The sequence below is a fragment of the Streptomyces chartreusis genome, assembly GCF_008704715.1.
GTDB lineage: Bacteria > Actinomycetota > Actinomycetes > Streptomycetales > Streptomycetaceae > Streptomyces > Streptomyces chartreusis.
Window position 1 is genome coordinate 102,814 of record NZ_CP023689.1, and the last position, 15,778, is coordinate 118,591.

General features: G+C 70.7%; 11 protein-coding genes. 5 read left to right on the plus strand and 6 right to left on the minus strand.

What is annotated here, in order from left to right; all coding sequences use genetic code 11:
• Window positions 1-74 precede the first annotated feature (74 nt).
• Complete coding sequence (locus tag CP983_RS00450; RefSeq protein WP_150498051.1) at window positions 75-368, minus strand: hypothetical protein; 294 nt, start codon at window positions 366-368, stop codon at window positions 75-77.
• Between the two features lie 144 nt (window positions 369-512).
• Between CP983_RS00450 and CP983_RS00455 the strand changes: the two genes are divergently transcribed.
• Together CP983_RS00455 and CP983_RS00460 are read left to right on the plus strand one after the other, a co-directional pair.
• Window positions 513-2,654, plus strand: a complete 2,142-nt coding sequence (locus CP983_RS00455) for a DUF4139 domain-containing protein (RefSeq protein WP_150498052.1) — start codon at window positions 513-515, stop codon at window positions 2,652-2,654.
• A 4-nt stretch (window positions 2,655-2,658) separates the two neighbouring features.
• Window positions 2,659-4,218, plus strand: a complete 1,560-nt coding sequence (locus CP983_RS00460) for a mucoidy inhibitor MuiA family protein (protein WP_150498053.1) — start codon at window positions 2,659-2,661, stop codon at window positions 4,216-4,218.
• Between the two features lie 52 nt (window positions 4,219-4,270).
• Here the strand turns inward: CP983_RS00460 and CP983_RS00465 are convergent, their stop codons facing one another.
• From CP983_RS00465 to CP983_RS00485, 5 genes are read right to left on the minus strand one after another with little or no spacing between them, the layout of a single operon-like run.
• A complete protein-coding gene (locus CP983_RS00465) occupies window positions 4,271-5,500 on the minus strand; it encodes an MFS transporter (RefSeq protein WP_150498054.1) in 1,230 nt (409 codons plus the stop codon).
• On the minus strand, window positions 5,485-6,048 hold the full coding sequence (locus tag CP983_RS00470) for a GNAT family N-acetyltransferase (RefSeq protein WP_150498055.1): 564 nt from the start codon (window positions 6,046-6,048) through the stop codon (window positions 5,485-5,487). The genes CP983_RS00465 and CP983_RS00470 overlap by 16 nt, the downstream gene beginning before the upstream one ends.
• Window positions 6,045-7,238 carry a type III PLP-dependent enzyme gene (locus CP983_RS00475; protein ID WP_150498056.1) on the minus strand — a complete coding sequence of 398 codons (1,194 nt, stop codon included), beginning with the start codon at window positions 7,236-7,238 and terminating at the stop codon, window positions 6,045-6,047. Before CP983_RS00475 ends, CP983_RS00470 begins: the two co-directional genes overlap by 4 nt.
• Window positions 7,235-8,566 (minus strand): DUF6271 family protein, encoded by a 1,332-nt coding sequence (locus tag CP983_RS00480; RefSeq protein WP_150498057.1) that lies wholly within the window; start codon window positions 8,564-8,566, stop codon window positions 7,235-7,237. Before CP983_RS00480 ends, CP983_RS00475 begins: the two co-directional genes overlap by 4 nt.
• Window positions 8,563-9,594, minus strand: coding sequence for a phytanoyl-CoA dioxygenase family protein (locus CP983_RS00485; protein ID WP_150498058.1), 1,032 nt, complete (start codon window positions 9,592-9,594; stop codon window positions 8,563-8,565). The genes CP983_RS00480 and CP983_RS00485 overlap by 4 nt, the downstream gene beginning before the upstream one ends.
• A gap of 392 nt (window positions 9,595-9,986) precedes the next feature.
• Between CP983_RS00485 and CP983_RS00490 the strand changes: the two genes are divergently transcribed.
• The 3 genes from CP983_RS00490 (at window position 9,987) to CP983_RS00500 (ending at window position 15,778) form a co-directional block, all read left to right on the plus strand.
• Entirely contained in the window at window positions 9,987-10,763 is a 777-nt protein-coding gene (locus CP983_RS00490; RefSeq protein WP_107910959.1) for a GntR family transcriptional regulator, read from the plus strand.
• 440 nt (window positions 10,764-11,203) lie between these two features.
• Window positions 11,204-12,538, plus strand: coding sequence for a helix-turn-helix domain-containing protein (locus CP983_RS00495; RefSeq protein ID WP_150498059.1), 1,335 nt, complete (start codon window positions 11,204-11,206; stop codon window positions 12,536-12,538).
• Window positions 12,539-12,985: 447 nt separating this feature from the next.
• On the plus strand, window positions 12,986-15,778 hold the full coding sequence (locus CP983_RS00500; RefSeq protein ID WP_229914588.1) for a carbohydrate-binding protein: 2,793 nt from the start codon (window positions 12,986-12,988) through the stop codon (window positions 15,776-15,778).

Here is a 15,778-nt window from a genome sequence, read left to right on the forward strand (position 1 = left end):
TAAGAAAGGCCCAGCGGGTCGGTGGGGAGACGGTGGGTTCACCCAACCCCGGCGGCGCGCACGCTCAACAGTTGTCAGGCGCGTGCGTGGCGCGCGCTGGTGGCTCCATGTGCGACCGGTCGGTCCTTGCGTTCCGTTCCCGCGACCGGCCCCATGCGCCGCAGCCACCGGCTGGACAGCGCCAACAGGCCGGTGAAGACCGCCAGTAGCAGGACGGACGTCCACATGGGACTGCTGCCTGGGGACGACAACGCCGTCACGATGCTCGACGCCGCCCACAGCAGCACACCCGCGGCGTACAACGCACGCATCCGACGCAGCTGCCGTACGACCGGCCAGGACCCCAGGGACTCGCTCTGTGCAGCCATGGGACGCCGAGTACCCGTTCACTCCCTTTCACACCTGGAAGCAGAGTTCCGCTCGGCAGCCGAGGCGACCCGTGAAGAAGCATGAAAACGCGGCATGGCCTGGGCGTAGGCTTCGGTCGGTAGGGGACATGGGGGGCGGAGTGCATGAAATCTGAAGCTGCAGCGGAGTGGGCGTCATCGCTCGACGCGGTCGTGGTGTACGCGCAGGGTGCGCTCTGCACCCGGGTAGCCACGGGAACCGTCCCGGCGGATGGCCGAGTGCGGGTGACGGGGCTGCCCCGCTCGATGGACGCCGGCTCACTGCGGGCGAAGGTCGTGGGCGATCGCGGCGTACGCGTCACCGAGGTGCGGGTGGAGGTCGAGGCCGAACCGTCCGGCACCGACGCGGTCGACACCCTGCGGCAGGAGATGGAGAGGCTGCGCAACGTGTGTGCCGCGGCGCAGGGGCGGCGTGACCGGCAGGTGAATCTGATCGCGGAGGTGGCGACGCTTCGTCCGGTTCCGCCGGCCCGCAAGCGGGAGGATCCGCCGCGGCGTACGGCTGCCGATGCCTGGCTGCGGCTTGCCGAGTTCGTCGACGACCGGCTTCGAGGGCTCCACTACCGGCTCGTCGAGCTGGAGGAGGAGCTCCGCCGGGTCCAGCACGAGTTCTCGGTTGCCACCGACCGCTGGATGCGTGCTTCCACCGACGTTCCGTCCGAGCGTGTCGCGACCACCGTCGTCGCACTCCTGACGCTCGACGGAATCGGGAGTGGGACCGCGGAAGTGGAGCTTGAGTACGGTGTGCCGGGCGCCGTCTGGGTACCGGCCTATCGCCTGACCCACCGTCAGGGCGACGACAGCGGCACTCTGGTGTTGCGTGCTTCGGTCGCCCAGCGCACCGGCGAGGACTGGAACGGGGTGCGCATCGCCCTCGCCACCGCGGACCTGCGGCGCCGCACCGATCTGCCGAGGCTGCGTTCCATCCGGGTCGGACGTCGGCAGCCCGCCCCCGCGCCCTCCGGCTGGCGCGAGCCCCCCACAGGGCTCTCCGACCTCTTCTCCGGCTACGACGCGGCGGGCCCGCGTCCCGCTCCGGCCGTCATGCCGGTCCCCGTGGGTGCGCCTGCGCCTGGCCCCGTCCCCCCGTTGCCGCCGCCCGCACTTCACGGGTACGGCATGCCCAGCCCGGAGTCGACCGGCGTCGTCAGCGCTCCCCCGGCGGCCTTCGGCGCCGTACCGCCACCGCCGCCGCCCGCGCCGCAGGGGTACGGCATGCCGCCCGCCGCGTTCCCAGAGCCGTCCGGTCCCGCCGCTGCTCCGTCGGCGGTCTTCGACACCGCCGTGCCCCGCCCGGCACCGCCGGCCCGCTCGGGAAGGCCGAGTGCCGGGGCCGGCCGCGTCGCCGGTCCTCCCCCGATTGCCCCGGCTGCCCCTCCTCCCCCGCCGTCAGCGCCGGTTCCGTCCGGTCCGCCACGGCCGAGCGGTGCGGAGCTCGACTACGCCGGGCTCGTACTGTCCGGCGCTGATGAGCCCGGCGGCCGAAGAGGCAAGCTCTTCCCCCGCGCTCCCCACGACCCGGTGGCGGACCAACACCGCCGTCGCGCCGAGGCGGTGGCCGCGCTGCCGTTGCCCGGCCATGCCGTGCGGCCCCGCGAGTCGGCGGGCTCCTTCGATCACCGTTACGACGCCGTCGCCCGCGCCGACATCCCTTCCGACGGAACCTGGCACACCGTCACCGTGACCGAGATTGCCGTCGGGTTGCGCACCGAGTACCTCTGTGTGCCCTCAGTGGAGCAGACGGTCTACGCCACCCTCGTGCTCGCCAACGCCACCGACCAGGCCCTGCTCGCCGGGCCGGTGGAGGTCACCAGCGACGACGACTTCCTGACGACCGCCGCCCTGCCCACGCTCGCCCCCGGCGGCGTCCGCCGGATGGGCTTGGGCCCCGCCGAGGGCATCCGGGTCACCCGCCGCACGAACCTGCGCGAGTCGACCTCGGGGCTGCGCAACAACACCACCGTGCTCGCCCACCAGATCCATGTGGAACTCTCGAACCGGCTCGCCCAGGCCGTCACCGTCGAGGTCCACGAACAGGTTCCCGTCACCTCCGAACCGGACGTGCGGATCGATGAACACGCCGACTGGACGACGCCCGAGCAGGACGGCGGACCCGACCGGCATGCCCCGGGCACCCGAGTCTGGCGAGTGGACCTGCCCGCCGGCGGCAGCGCCTCCCTCGACGGCGGCTACGACATCCGCGTCCCGGCCGCCAAGGCCCTGGTCGGCGGCAACCGCAGGAGCTGACACGATGCCCACGGACACCCAGCCGATCCCCCTGCCCGTCACAGCGGTCACCTGCCTGGAGGACCGCGCCCACATCGAGCGGACCGCCGAACTCGACCTGCGCGCCGGCGTCCAGCGCCTGCGCCTCGGGCCGGTCAGCGCACTCGCGGTCGACCGCACCCTCCACGCGGAACTGTCGGGCGAGCACTCCGCGACCGTCCTCGACGTACGGATCGTCCGCACCTGGACGCCGCGCGGGCCGCTGCCCGCCGACGACGATTCCGCCCTGCGTGCGCGGATCCGCGTCCTGGAAGAGGAACAGATCACCGTCGGCCACTCGCGCGACCGGCTGCGCACCCGACTCGACCTCCTCGGCCGCCTCGCCACCGATCTGCTGCGGGACGTCTCCGAAGGGACGGGTCAAGGCGAGACGGACGAGGCCCGCTGGACCCGCGAGCTGGACCGGGTCGACGCCGAGCGCGATGCGTACGGCGAGCAACTCCGCGCCGAGGAGGCACGGTTGACGGATGTCGCCGGCGAGCTCGTGCAGGCCCGGCAGGCCATCCACCTCGCCGAGGAGCGGCCCGCCGAGCTGATCGGACATGTCGAGCTGACCGTACGGACCGAGGTCGCCGAGCAGGTCCGGCTGCGGCTGACCCATCTCACTTCGTGCGCATTGTGGCGCCCCGCCTACCGGGCCGTACTGGACGGGGACTCGGTGACGTTGGAGACCGACGCGATGGTCTGGCAGCGCACCGGCGAGGACTGGTCGGACGTACGACTCACCCTGTCGACGGCCCGCTCGGCGCTGACCACCGATCCGCCGCGGCTGACCGAGGACCGTCTCACCCTCAAGGACCGCTCCGCCGCGGAGCGCCGCACGGTCGATGTGGAGCTCCGGGAGGAGGAGATCGCGGAGCTGGGTCCGGCCCCGGTGCTCGGCCTGCCCGGGGTCGATGACGGCGGCCAGACACGTGTGCTGCACGCGCCCGCTGCCGTTTCCGTACCTTCGGACGGCCGCGCCCACCGGGTGCCGCTCACCGCGGTCACCACAGTTGCGAGCAGTGAGCACTCTTCCTCGCCCGAACTGTCGCCACTGGTCACGCAGGTTGTGCGGTTCGACAACACCTCCGGCCACGCGCTGCTCACCGGGCCCGTGGACCTGGTGCGCGGCAGCGGCTTCACCGGCCGTGGGACGCTGAGTTTCACCGCGCCGGGCGCCCCGGTCGAGCTGGCCTATGGCAGCGACGACGACTACCGGGTGATCCGGCACACCGAGGAGTCCCGCGACACCGCGACGCTGACGCAGCGCACCGTGATCACCCACACGGTCCGCCTCAATGTGTCGCGCTTCTCGGCGCCGGGCGAGCGTGGTGAGCAGATCGTCACGCTTCGGGAGCGCATTCCCGTATCCGAGGTCTCGGCGGTCGAGGTACGCCTGCGCAAGGATGCCTGCGCACCGGAGCCCGACGAGGTCGACGCCGACGGCATCGCCCGCTGGGACCTCCCCCTGGCGCCCGGCGGACACGGCACCGTCACCCTGGTCTACGAGATCTCCGCGAGCGGCAAGGTCAGCGGCCTGTGAACCGTCACTTGGCGGGGGCGGCCGCCCGAGGCCGCCGCCCCCGCCAGGGCGGTCACATGGCTCCCTCTTCGACCACCTCCGTCTTCATGCTCTCCTCTGGCGAGGCCTTCGCGGGGGCCCATTGGAGGCGGGTCGTGCACAGGGAGACGATGACGGCTGAGGCTGCCACGACGGCCATGCCCCAGGTCAGGTCGGTGGCTTGGGCGATGAAGCCGATCAGCGCGGGGCCGACGAGGAGGCCGGTGGTGCCCGTGGCGGCGACCAGGGAGAGGGCGTCCGGGCCTTCGGCCGCGGCGGCGACGTAGAGGCACGGCGTCACGGCGGCCACGCCCAGTCCCACGCACGCGAAGCCGAGGAGGGCGGGCACGACGCCTCCGGCCAGCAGTGCCAGGGCCAGTCCGATGCCGGCCACGGCACTGCCGACGCGGACGACGAGGGCGTCGCCCCAACGGCTGCGCCAGCCGTCGCCGAAGAGGCGCGCGAGGACCATCACGACCGAGATGACCGCGATGCCGAGCGGCGCGACCTGGGCCGAGGCGCCGGCGACGTCCTTCAGGTAGAGCGCTGACCAGTCGTTCATGGAGCCTTCGACCACCTCGGCGAACACCATGGTGCAGCCGAGCCAGAGCATCACCCGCGTCGGCCTGGCCATCCTGCGGCGGCGCTTGCCCTCCCCCCGCTCGGCCGTCGGCTCGGCCGGCTCCTTCGCGGGGGCGTCGTCGGGGAGCAGGCGCGGGCGCGCGCAGGCGAGGAGCAGCAGGAGTACGGCTGAGGCGGCGGCGAAGTGGGTGACGATGCCGGAGGTCAGCGCGGTCATGCCGGACGACACCAGGGCGGCGAGGAACGAACCGGCGCTGAAGGTGGCGTGCAGCTGCGTCATCGCCGTACGTCCGTGGGCCGCCTCGAGGGCGGCGCCCTGGGCGTTCATCGCCACGTTCAGACAGCCGACCGCAACGCCGTCCGCGCAGAGGATCACCAGTGTCACGGGGTAGTTGGGGGCGACGGACAGCGCCAGGAGGATCGCCACCAGGCCCAGCCCGGAGAGCAGGGCGAGGCGGCGCGCGCCGAGGCGCTTCATCAGGTACGTGACGAGCGGGAAGGAGGCCGCCGCGCCCGCCCCGGTGACCATGAGCAGCAGGCCCACTTCGCCGGCGCTCAGGTCGAGGCGCGTCTTGAGGGCGGGGATACGGGAAATCCAGGTGGCGTACTGGAACCCGAGGAAACAGAACAGCGCCGCGATCGCCAACTGCGTGCGTCTGAAGTCGTCTAGGACACGGGGCACGGGAACCGGGCCACCTCCTTCGAAGGGCTGGTACCGCTGCCGGGCACCGCGATGGACATGTACACGGCGTTGTCGCCGTAGCTCTCCGGGAGCCGGACCCTCGGGTGGGTCCGGTAGCCGTGCGCGGCCCAGAAGGAGGCCATACCGTCGACGGCGACGAGCGAGATGTGCTCGAACCTCGGTCGCGCGGCGGCCGTCAGCCGGGCCAGCAGACCGCCGCCCCAGCCCCTGCCCCGCTGTTCCCGTGCGACGACGATGTCGTGCAGGTGGAGGTTGCGCGAGTCGTGTGCCGGCTCGTCGGAACGGGCCAGCGCCGGGTAGCGGAACATCGGGTACGGCAGCGAGAGCAGGTATCCCGCCACGTGTCCGTCGATGTCGAGCACGAAGCAGGTGTCCGGCGAGGCGCGGCCCTTCGACTCCAGGGCCGCGCGGCCCTCGGTCAGGGAACTGCCCGCGTAGGCCGCCGCCTCCAGGGCGGCTACCCCCGGCCAGTCACCGTCGCGCACAGGACGGATGCGCGCGTCGACGCCTGCCGCTCCCCCGCTCACGCCGCCGCCCCCGCACTCCCGATCCCGTCACGTACCGTCGTGTGCGGAAGCGGTCCGAAGCCGTTGAAGCCTTGTGTCATGTAGCTGGTGGCGTAGGCGCCGGCGGACAGGACCCAGACCGGGTCGCCGGACGCCAGCGCCTTGGGTACGAGGCGGTGCGCGGTCCCGTAGGCGTCGTCGCTGTCGCACGTGGGACCGGCCACGACGGCGGCGACGTACTCCCCGTCCCGGTGGCCCGGGAAGACGAGCCGGTGGCAGAGCTCGTCCATCTCGTAGAGTCCGTTGAACTTTCCGCAGCTCAGGTACAGCCAGTGCACGAGTTCGCCGTCGGGCTGGCGTCGTTCGGTGAGCCGGTAGACGTGCGCACGGATCGCGCCGTGATCGGCGACCAGGTGGCGTCCGGGCTCCATGACGAAGTCGAGGGGCGCGGCATTGAGGTGCCGGAGCTCGTCCATGCCCTCGCGGAGAACGGCGAACATCTTGTCCAGCGGCGGCTCCAGCCGGCGGCCGTGCCGGTCGAGGTAGCCGAGCGCGGGCAGTCCGCCGCCGAGGTTCACGTGGTCGAGCACGATGCCCTGCTCGCGCAACGCCACCATGGTGTCGGCCAGTTGGTCGACGGCCTGGCGCCATGCCTCGTACGTCATCTGCTGCGAGCCGACGTGCACCGAGAGCCCGGCCGGGGTCAGGCCTGCGGCGCGGGCCGCCGTCAGCACGCGGACGGCGTCGTCCTGCGAGCAGCCGAACTTGCGGCTCAGTCCCCACAGGGCGCCGTCGCCGCTGGTGGCGAGGCGGCAGTACACGCGGGCGCCGGGGGCGTGCGCGGCGACGGCCGCCACGTCCTGCACGCTGTCCGTGGCGAAGGTCCGCACGCCGAACCGGTGGGCCTCGGCGATGCTCGCGTCGGACTTCACGGTGTTGCCGTAGTGGATGCGGTCGACGGGTACGCCGAGCCGCAGCGCCTGCTCGATCTCCGCGGGGCTGGCCGCGTCGAAGCCGGCGCCCCGGTCGGCGAGGCAGGTCAACACCTCGTCGACCGGGCACGCCTTCATCGCGAACCGGACGATGACGCCGGGCAGTTCGCGCACCAGGTGGTCGTACTGGTTCCCGACTCCGGCCAGATCGAAGACGACGCAGTCCGACGACGCGGCGGCCAGGGCGGAGGCCAGTCGCGTGCCCAGGTCCACGCTCACGCGTCCGCACTCCCGAGGCCGGTCTCCCGGGCGGCGCGCACCAGCGCGGGCCAGGCGTCGATCAGCAGCGCGAAGTCCTCCGTGTCCCGCCGTGCCTCGTCCAGCAGCTGGTCCCGGCGAGCGTCCATCCGGTCGGCGAACGTGGCGTAGCGGCCGCCCAGTTTGCGGTACGAGGTGCTGACGCGGTCCAGGCGCCAGATGTTCTCCGTGCGGTCCAGAGCGGCGCTGTCGCGGAGGAAGCCGGAGATGACGTCGCCGCGGACGTGCTCGCGCTCGTCCAGCAGTGCGGCACCGGCCGCGCCCATCCGCTCGTAGACGTCGTTGAAGTAGAGCATCGACAGCAGGAACTTCACGAACCGCATCTGGTAGGAGCGAAAGCCCGCGTCGGTGCGCCTAAAGGGCGTGTAGAAGTTCTCGATGTGGCGGTTGTGCAGCACGCCGGGCAGCGCGGCGTCGTGCACGAGGTGGATGAGGAAGTAGTCGCTGCCGATGGTGTCGGTCGCCGGTGGCAGCGGCACTCGCTCGTACACGTCGTGGTCGAAGGCGATATTGCTCATGTCGACCCGCATGGGGTCGACGAGCGTCAGGGTGGAGTGGTCCGCGGTGAAGGGGGTGGTTCCGGCGCCCTTGAAGGACTCCTCGACCAGCTGTTCCTTCTGTTCGTCCGACCAGTCGGTGGGCGCCCACAGGCTGACGACGTCGTGGTAGACGCCCGGGTCGAGCTGCTCGATCTCGGCGATGTCCACGGACGGTTCGCCGATGAAGGAGGCCCCGACCATGGACACCGGACGGTGGTCCTGGCCGGCGGCGAGGACGGTCTCGGTGACGGCGGGCGACGCCTCGGCGGCGGGCTTGCCGAGCGAGGACAGCTCGTGGTGGATGGGGAAGACCTGTTCGCCGTCCAGCACTTGGTAGGTGCAGTCCGAGTCCCTGCGGTGCACGGACCGGCAGCCGAGGGCACTGGCGATCAGGAAGGCGCGGTTGGTGCAGGCGCCGTAGGAGAGTGCGGCCGGCAGCATGAGGCCGAGCAGCCGCTTGGGTACGGCGACGTCGGAGCGCTGGATCGCGCGGCGCAGGAAATCCCGCTGGCGTGCCTCGTCGAGGAGGTGGACGATCACGTTCGGGGTGGCGGGCAGGCCGGCCACGACGCGGGCGTGCTCGGCCCGCGTGGTCTCGTCGCAGGAGTCGAGGATGAGCAGGTGCACTTCGGTGCCGAAGGTGCGGGCGGCGTAGGCGGCCTCCTCGCCGAGGCCCACGATGGCGTCCGTGCACGCCCTGTTGGTGGGCAGGGCCAGGCAGATCGGGTCGGTGCTGGTCTGTCGGTTCACTTGGTGCTCTCTCGTTCGCTCCAGGAGTCGAGTCCCAGGAGTTTCCTGCCGAGGTCGTCGAGCGTGGCGGGGCCGTACCGGAGCGACTCGTGGCGGTCGGCGTCCCCCAGCAGCGTGCCGTTCCAGTCGGGCGTGCTGAGCGTGCGCCACGATTCGACGCGGGAGCGGCGCAGGTCCTCGTGCTCCTCCAGCGCCGGCATCATCGACAGGTACTGCACGGCGCGGACGCCGTGGTCGGAGGTGTTGGGCGCGACTCCGTGTGCCAGGAGTCCGTTGAAGATCAGCAGGTCGCCGGCCTGCAGGTCGGGCCGTACGACGGGGAACTCGGCGCGGTCGATCGCGGGCCTGATCGGGTCCCGGCCGGCCGGCTGCGCGATCCGCCACTCCTCGAACTGCCGGAACAGCTCGGGTGCGCACTGGAATCCGCCGAGTTCGGGCTGGGTGTCGTTGAGGGCCAGGATGCCCTGCACCCGCTGCGGCAGTACGCCCAGCGTGGTGTCGACGTCCCAGTGCAGCTCGATGTCGAAGCCCTCGTCGGTCGGCGCGATGAGGGAACGCGAACGGCTGCCGCGGTTGGGCGGGTTGAGGTTCAGCCGGTCGAGGGTCACCCACAGCTCGTCGCAGTCCCAGACGTCGGCGAAGGCGTCGTAGACGCGCTGTGTCTGCCGGTTGTCCCACATCAGCTGGTGGTGGTACGCCTCGACGAAGCCGTAGACGTGCAGGTCGCGGTCGAGGTCCGAGCGGAACTCGCGTTCCTCGTACCAGGTTTGGGGCCGGTCGGGGTCGAGTCCCTGGAACTCCCAGGCGAACTCGTACAGGCTCTTCGCCTCGCCCGGCGAAATGGCGTTGCGCACCACGACGTATCCGTACGTCTGCCAGAAGGCGAGGTCCTGTTCGGACAGTACGCGCAGCGGCTGCGACTTCTCGATCTCTCTGAGCTGCGTCTGCGCGAGGTAGGTCTCGCCGTCGGCGCTGAAGTAGGGGCGCCGGGTCGGGGCGCGGTACAGGTAGGGGTCGGATGTCGGCATGCGATCACTCCAAGGCTCGAGTCCTCAGTGGCCGAGGGGAACTCCAGGCCGTCACTGATCGAACTGAGGTTCCTTCAAAGTGGACTGGACCAATTCACGGTGTCAATCGCATCCCGGCGAAGTTGCCGCGAACTGCCTGCCAGTTGCCTGTTGCCGACCGCTCCGCAGACTCGGGCCGCTCTGGGCGTGGCAACTCGCGGATACTTCGACGGTTCCGGGGATTGGTCTAGACTTTTCAGTGCGCCAGGGCGGCCCCCAAGGCCACTCCGGCCGCTCCCGGGAGGTCGCGGAACCGCCTCCACTCCGCGACACGCCGTCACCCAGTTGGACTAGACCAAGGGCGGGTTGGGGGCTATAACGAATCACCTGCGAGTGCGCCCGGAAGGCAGGTCATGACCACCGACGTGAGCATCGTCCCCTACGACACCGCTATGCCCGGTGTCGTCGCACGGGTGCCGAAGTACTACCGCGTGAAGCAGCGGGTCCTCGAGATCGCGGAGTCGCTGACGCCGGGTTCACGCATGCCCGCCGAGCGATTACTCGCTGTTCAGCTCGACACTTCGCGCACCACCGTCCGGCTGGCGCTGCAGGAGCTCGTCGGTGAAGGCCGGCTGGACCGGATCCAGGGAAAAGGCACGTTCATTGCACGACCGAAGCTCTACCACGTCCTCCAACTCACCTCCCACACCGAGGACATGCAGGCCCAGGGACTCGAACCCGCCTCGCGCATCCTGGACATGCGCCACATCGAGGCCGACGAGCAGCTGTCGCGTCTGCTCGACATCGATGTCGGGGAGCGGGTGGTGCGTATCGAGCGGCTGCGGCTGGCCGGTGGCGAGCCCATGGCCATCGAGACGACCCACCTCTCCGCACGGCGCTTCCCCGACCTGCGTGAGGCGCTGGCCAGGTACAGATCCCTCTACACGGCCCTCGCCGAGGTGTACGGCGTGCACCTGTCGGAGGCCGAGGAGGGCATCGAGACCAAGCTCGCGACCCCGTACGAGGCCAGGCTGCTCGCGACGGACGTGGGGCTTCCGATGATGCTGCTGTCCCGCCACTCGCACGACACCGAGGGCAGACCGGTGGAGTGGGTCCGCTCCGTTTACCGCGGCTCCCGCTACAAGTTCGTGGTGACCTTGATGCCCATGGCGGACCGTACGTCCGACTGAGTCCCGTCCGGTTCCGACCGTTCCACCTCGTTGCTCGCGCCCCCCACGTTCACGGCGACCCTGCACGCTGCCGCCCCCTGATCGCGCGACCGCCCCGACACGGCCCGCCCCGGTTTGCCGCGGCCGTGACTGCATGCAGCGCTGAGCCTCCAGGCCGGCCCCCACGACCGAGCCCCCGAGGACCAGTCCCGCCCCGCCAACCCTGGGAAAGTCGTGACACGACAGGGTGTTCTCACCAGCCGAACCGAAGCCGTCCCGACAGCGGCAGAGGCCGACCGACCACCAGCCGCCGGCAATCCGGAAGGGGCACACCCCCGGATCCCCGGCCACGCACCGGCTGCCGCACGGACGTCGGCCGAAGCCGCCGGCACGCCGGAGGGCCGCGCCTGGATGCCCAGCCGTTCGCCCGCCGCCACCCCGCGAACGGAGGCCCGCCTCCCGTGAAACAGACATCGTTGCCGACGACACTCGCGGACGCACTGGTCACCGCACGTGAGGCGGCCTGCCTGACCCAGGAGGACCTGGCGGAACGGTCCGGGGTGAGCGTGCGGGCCATCCGCAACCTCGAGACCGGCCACACCTCCCGCCCCCGCAAGCAGTCGCTGCTGCTGATCGCCAAGGCCCTCGGACTGCCTCCGGAGGAGATCGGTCGGCTGATGCGCAGACCGGGCACCGAGAGGCAGCAGCCACCGCCCGGTCTCGTACCCGCCGAACTCCCGGCTGCCCCCCGCCACAACCTCGTCGGCCGGAAGGCGCACGTCGACTCGCTGCGGGCGCACCTGTCCGGCACGGAGCACGGCGACACCGGGCGGCCCGCAGTCGTCGTCGGACCACCCGGTGCGGGCAAGACCGCGCTGGTCCTCGAGGCGGCGCACGGCGTACGCGACCGGTTCCCGGACGGACAGGTCTTCGTGGACCTCCACCCAGGGGTGTCCTCCACTCCGCTGACGCCGGAGGAGATCGTCCCCCGCGTACTGCGCTCCCTCGGTGTCGGGCCGGCGGCGGGCCATCCGGAGGAAGCGGCTGCCCGGCTGCGGGACGCGCTGAGCAGGAGGCGCGTCCTCGTCGTCCTGGACAACGCCGACAGCGAGGCCCAGGTTCGGCCGCTGCTGGTGGACGGCTCGCGCAGCGCCGTACTGGTGGCCGCGCGCCGTGAACTCCCCGCCCTCACCGCCCAGTTCCGCCGGAACATCGGCGTCCTCGGTGACGGGGACGCCCTCCAGGTGCTGGAGGACCTGCTCGGACCCGCGCGCACGGGCGCGGAGCGGTCGGCAGCGTCGCTTGTACTGCGGTTCTGCGGGCGGCTGCCGCTGGCCCTGCACATCGCCGGGCTGTGGCTGTCGGCACGACCGCATCGGTCGCTGCGTGATCTGGCGGACCGGCTGACGAACGAGCAGGACAGGCTCCGCTTCCTGCACATCGGCGATCTGTCGCTGGAGGCCAGCGTGGCGGCCTGCCACAGCTCGCTGCCCGCCCCGGTCAGGGGCGCGTTACAGCGGTTGAGGACGGTGAACGGCGACTTCGACGTCGACGACATGGTGACCCATGTGACCCCGTCGCGAGGACTGGCCGCCGATCTCCTCGACGAGCTCATCGATCGTCAGATGGTGCACGCGGTCGGACCGACCGCCGACGGCCGACTCCTGTACCGACTCCACGACGCGGTGCGCCAGTACGTGGCGTACGGCCCGGTCGGCTCCTGGCACCCGGACCGCGTGACGGGTCAGATCTGGCTCCCGCGGCAGGCTGTGGACAGCGTCAGACGGGAGGCATGAGCCTCCCCGCAGCCATCGCCTTTGGCCACCCGCCGGTGAGTGCGTTGTCGTGCCTTCGACCGGAGTCAAGTCGCCCGGCACTCCGCGGTCCCCGGCCGGGTGGCCGTTTCTCACCGCCGCTTCCGGATGCCGGGCACTTGTCCGGCGCTGCGTGATCGACGCCGCCCACACTTTGTCTCCGCCGTGGAAAAAGTTCCGAGATCTTGTGCGAAAGGGGTTCCGGCTGCGAACCGAGCCCGCTAACTTCCCGGAACTGAAGCAGTCATGAGCTCCGACAGAGCCCACGGGCCTGTGCTTGACGGCGCGACGGCGCGCGCCCGTACTTCCCCCACGCTGGCGGGCCCTTCGGGGCCTGCCGCCACTCCACCTCTCTTGGAGAACTCCGTGCGCACGAGACTGCCCGGACACAGACGTGTCCGCACGTTGCTCACGGCCATGGCATGCGCCATGGCCCTGGCGCTCCCCCTGAGCCCCGCCGTCGCGGCCCCCGCCTCACCCGATCACGAAGCCCGCGCCGCGGCGGCCGAGGACTTCCAACAGGTCACCCTCGCCAAGGGTGTGGCCGAGACCGGCGAACCCATGACCATGACGGTCCTGCCGGACCGCTCCGTGCTGCACACGTCCCGGGACGGCACACTGCGCCGCACCGATGCGGCCGGCACCACCGGCGTGGCGGGCAAACTCGATGTCTACAGCCACGACGAGGAGGGCCTCCAGGGCGTCGCGGCCGACCCCGGCTTCTCCGCCAACCGTTTCGTCTACCTGTACTACGCGCCGAAGTTGAGCACTCCGGGCGGCGATGCCCCCTCCGACGGTGCGGCGTCCGACTTCACCCCCTTCGACGGGGTCAACCGCCTCTCCAGGTTCGTCCTGAAGAGCGACAACACCCTGGACCTGGCCAGCGAGAAGAAGATCCTCGACGTACCCGCCTCGCGCGGCCTGTGCTGCCACGTCGGCGGAGACATCGACTTCGACGCCGCGGGCAACCTGTACCTGTCGACCGGCGACGACACCAACCCCTTCGCCTCGGACGGCTTCACGCCGATCGACGAACGCGCCTCGCGCAACCCGGCGTACGACGCCCAGCGTTCCTCCGGCAACACCAACGACCTGCGCGGCAAGATCCTGCGCATCAAGGTCAACGCCGACGGTTCGTACTCGATCCCGTCCGGGAACCTCTTCCCGTCCGGCACCGCCAGGACCCGGCCGGAGATCTACGCGATGGGGTTCCGCAACCCCTTCCGCATGAGTGTCGACAAGGCCACCGGCATCGTCTACATGGGTGACTACGGCCCCGACTCCGGCACCGCGAGCTCCACTCGCGGCCCTGCGGGACAGGTCGAGTTCAACCGCATCACCAAGGCCGGAAACTTCGGCTGGCCGTACTGCACCGGCAAGAACGACGCCTACGTCGACTTCGACTTCGCGACCGGTGGCTCGGGATCGCGGTTCAACTGCTCGGCGCCGAAGAACACTTCGCCGCGCAACACCGGCCTCACCGACCTGCCCGCCGCCGAGCCCGCCTGGATCCCCTACGACGGCGGCTCAGTACCGGAGTTCGGCAACGGATCCGAGTCCCCCATGGGCGGCCCGGTCTACCGCTACGACGCGGCCTCCACCTCGGACGTGAAGTTCCCGCAGGAGTACGACGGTGACTTCTTCGCCGGCGAGTTCGGCCGCCGCTGGATCAAGCGCATCGAGACCGGCGGCGACGGCACCGTGCAGTCCATCAACGCCTTCCCCTGGAGCGGCACCCAGGTGATGGACATGGCCTTCGGCCCGGACGGCGCCCTCTACGTCCTCGACTACGGCACCGGCTACTTCAGCGGCGACGCCAACTCCGCCCTGTACCGCATCGAGCATGTGACCGGCGGACGCGCGCCGCTTGCCCAGGCGAAGGCGAACGTCACATCCGGCACAACTCCCCTGGCTGTCTCCTTCTCCTCGGCCGGCAGCTCCGACCCCGACGGTGGCACGCTCTCCTACGCATGGACCTTCGGCGACGGCGCCACTTCCACCGCAGCCAACCCGTCCCACACCTACACCGCCAACGGCCAGTACACGGCGACGCTGAAGGTCACCGACCCCACCGGCAAGTCGGCCACCGCCTCCGTGCAGATCACCGTCGGCAACACCGCACCGACGGTGCGGATCGACGCACCCGCCGACGGTCAGATCTACGACTTCGGCGCCGCCATCCCCTTCAAGGTGACGGTGACCGACCCGGAGGACGGCACGATCGACTGCTCCAGGGTGAAGGTCAACTTCATCGTCGGCCACGACAGCCACGGGCACCCGCAGACCTCGGCCACCGGCTGCACCGGCACTCTGCAGACGCTGGCGGACGGCGAGCACGACCCCAACGCCAACATATTCGGCGTCATCGACGCCGAATACACCGACAAGGGCGGTAACGGTCAACCGGCGCTCACCACGCACGACCAGCGCATCATCCAGCCCAGCCACCGGCAGGCCGAGCACTACGGCGACTCGTCCGGCGTCCAGATCGTCGACCACACGCCCGCGCACGGCGGCAAGACGGTCGGCCTGATCGAGAACGGCGACTGGATCTCCTTCAAGCCGTACAACCTCGCCAACGCCCGCTCCTTCACCGCACGGGTCTCCTCGGCGGGAGCCGGCGGCACCATCGAGGTACGCACCGGCTCCCCGACCGGCACCCTGCTCGGCACCGTCACCGCGCCGGTCACCGGCGGCTGGGAGACCTTCCAGGACGTCACGGCATCGCTGAGCAACCAGCCGACCGCCTCGACCCCGCTCTACCTCGTTTTCAAGGGCGGTAGCGGCGCTCTGTTCGACGTGGACGAATTCTCCTTCAGCACGACCACTGGCGGCGGCAGCCGCTCGGGTGCGGTGAAGGGCGTCAACGGCAAGTGCCTCGACATCGACAACGCCGGCACCGCCGACGGGACCAAGATCCAGATCTGGACCTGCAACAACAGCGGCGCACAGCACTGGACCGTCGGCACCGACAACACCCTCAAGGCACTCGGCAAGTGCCTCGACATCTCCGAGGGAGCCAACGCCGACGGCACCAAGGTCCAGCTCTGGACGTGCAACACCACCGGGGCACAGAAGTGGACGGCCCAAGCCGACGGCACCCTCCGCAACCCCCAGTCAGGCAAATGCCTCGACGCCTCCGGCAGCACCTGGAACGACGGAACCCCCGTCCACCTGTGGACCTGCCACACCGGCCCCAACCAGAAATGGACCCTGCCGTAG

What these genes read in the sequence shown, in the direction of transcription:
- CP983_RS00450 (WP_150498051.1), bottom strand. Translation starts at nt 368, where the DNA reads ATGGCTGCACAGAGCGAGTCCCTGGGGTCCTGGCCGGTCGTACGGCAG.
- CP983_RS00455 (WP_150498052.1), top strand. Translation starts at nt 513, where the DNA reads ATGAAATCTGAAGCTGCAGCGGAGTGGGCGTCATCGCTCGACGCGGTC.
- CP983_RS00490 (WP_107910959.1), top strand. Translation starts at nt 9,987, where the DNA reads ATGACCACCGACGTGAGCATCGTCCCCTACGACACCGCTATGCCCGGT.
- CP983_RS00500 (WP_229914588.1), top strand. Translation starts at nt 12,986, where the DNA reads ATGGCCCTGGCGCTCCCCCTGAGCCCCGCCGTCGCGGCCCCCGCCTCA.
- CP983_RS00485 (WP_150498058.1), bottom strand. Translation starts at nt 9,594, where the DNA reads ATGCCGACATCCGACCCCTACCTGTACCGCGCCCCGACCCGGCGCCCC.
- CP983_RS00460 (WP_150498053.1), top strand. Translation starts at nt 2,659, where the DNA reads ATGCCCACGGACACCCAGCCGATCCCCCTGCCCGTCACAGCGGTCACC.